This is a genomic window from Acidovorax sp. KPB24-07, assembly GCF_057543315.1.
Map to the genome: position 1 here is coordinate 1 of NZ_BAAJYS010000508.1, position 2035 is coordinate 2035.

Below are 2035 nucleotides of genomic sequence, written 5' to 3' on the forward strand. Positions count from 1 at the left end.
CGGCCCGGTGGTGATGGGCGGCTGAGGCGCCACGCCACCCGCGTACCAGCGCCCTTTCAAGCCGATCCTCTAGAGCGGTCCCGCCGGGGCCGGGCCACCGGCCAATGGCCCGGCGGCGTGCGGCACCGCCGCCGTACTGGCGTCCGAGTCGCTGCCGGGCAGCAGCCCCCCGGCCCGCGCCTGCGCCGCAGGCATGGCAGAACCGGGCGAACGCGCTCTTGCGGGTGTTGCACGCGCCGCAGTGGTCGAACAGCCCGATGCCGCAGTGGGGGCAGAAGTCGATGGTGGGATCCTTCAGGTCCACCGGCCGCTCGCACCCCGGGCACACGCCCTTGGCCAGGCGCGCCAGGGCGACGTCGTAGCTCAGTTCCTTGCGGCGCTCCTGGTCGGGCAGCGCCTCGGCCCGTTTCTGGCGCTCCAGGTAGCGGTTGAGCGCCACGATGGCGTAGCGCCCGACCAGCGCGGTCACGACGATGCCGACCACGTAGCGCACATAGCCGCCGTAGCTGGGCAGGTAGGGCACCAGCTCCACGAAGAACGCGAACAGCGCGAAGAAGATGAAGCCCCACACGAACGGCCAGTAGGTGCCCTTGCGCTTCTTCACGAAGAGCCAGCCGGCCACCACCAGCAGCGGCAGCGTGAGCGCCAGCCGGTACAGGAACACGCGCAGCTGCACCTTGCGCTGCTGCACGGCCATGCGCTCGTAGCCCTCCTTTTCCAGCGCGGCCAAGCGTTGCTGCGCGGCCGTGGCCGCCTGGCGCGCATCGAGCGCGGCCTGCTGCTGCGCTTCGACCGCCTGCTGGGTCTGGCGCTCGCGCAGCTGGAGCCGGTCCAGCGCCTGCGTGCGCTGCACCACCTCGGGGTTGTGCTCGGACTGCTGCGTGGCGCTGCGCGTGGCCAGCCAGTTGTTGAAGGTCTCGCGCTCCGCAGCGGTCTCGCTGCGCGACTTGGCGCGCTGCAGGCGGGCCTGGTCGAGCGCCGTCTCCGCGCTCTCCTCGGCCTGCTGCGCGTTGCGCACCTGGGCGCGCAGCGTCTCCGCGGCAGGGCGGTCCAGGAAATCGTCGAGCTGCAGGGTGGCCTCGACCTTGGGCAGGTCGTCCACGACGGTGCCGCCCAGCCCGATCAGGAAGCTGGCGAACACCAGCGACACCAGCCACAGGCCCCGGCGGAACCATTTTTCCGACAGGCGAAGGGATTTGCTCATGACCAGCTCCTCGGCATTGAAATACTATTCATTTGATAGCAACACAGACAATCAATATCCCGGCATCAGCGGCTTTTGACTATAAACCCGCGTTGGCGTCACGGCGGCGGCAGCGCCACCGGGGCCGATGCCAGTTGTGCGCGCTGCAGCCACGCCAGGGCGGAGTCCACGGTCACCGTGGCGATGCGGTTGGCAAAACGCTCGCTGTCCGGGTGGTCGTCGAACGCCACGTTCGCCGCCGTCACCCGCCCGCCCAGCCGCGTGAGCGCGCCGACCTTGAGCACGGTCGGCTCATACCCCTTGTAGCGCAGCCAGGCCTGCGCCTGATCGCGCCGGAGCACGGTGCCGGGCTCCATGGCCGCGGCCAGCGTCTCCAGCGCCCACTGGTTCGACTGCTGGTACTTCGTGCCCCAGGCATAGCTCACCATGCTGTAGGGCCGCTGGTGCATGGCCGTGGCACGCGTGCGGTCGGCGAGCACGGCCATCATGCGCTGCTGCACCTCGGGCGTGGGCACGGCCCACACGGCCTCGTAGCGCCACAGGTCGTCGAGAAAGAACTCGCCCAGCCCCTGCCGGTACACCACGCCCACCGCGGTGCCGCACTCGTTGAGCTTGTGCACCACGCGCCACGGCCCCTGCGGCGTGCGGTAGGCCCAGCCCAGGTGCGAGTAGCGCAGCCCGTACCGGGACAGGTCCTGCCCCGCACGCGCCAGGACCACCACCTGGGTGCCCGAGCGGGCGTGCTCCGCGTCCAGGGCCCGGGCCGTGCGGGCGGCCAGATCCATGCCGCGCTCGATGAGCTGCGGGGTCGGCTTGCGCGCCTCGCACGAG

1 protein-coding gene and 1 pseudogene are annotated in these 2035 nt (G+C 70.8%); both read right to left on the reverse strand.

Annotated elements, in window-relative coordinates:
• Window positions 1–172: 172 nt before the first annotated feature.
• Window positions 173–1204, reverse strand: a pseudogene (locus tag AC27IQ_RS23210) (serine endopeptidase); the annotation flags it as partial.
• Between the two features lie 98 nt (window positions 1205–1302).
• The coding region (locus tag AC27IQ_RS23215; RefSeq protein WP_487090958.1) for a DUF2145 domain-containing protein at window positions 1303–2035 on the reverse strand (733 nt) is incomplete at its 5' end.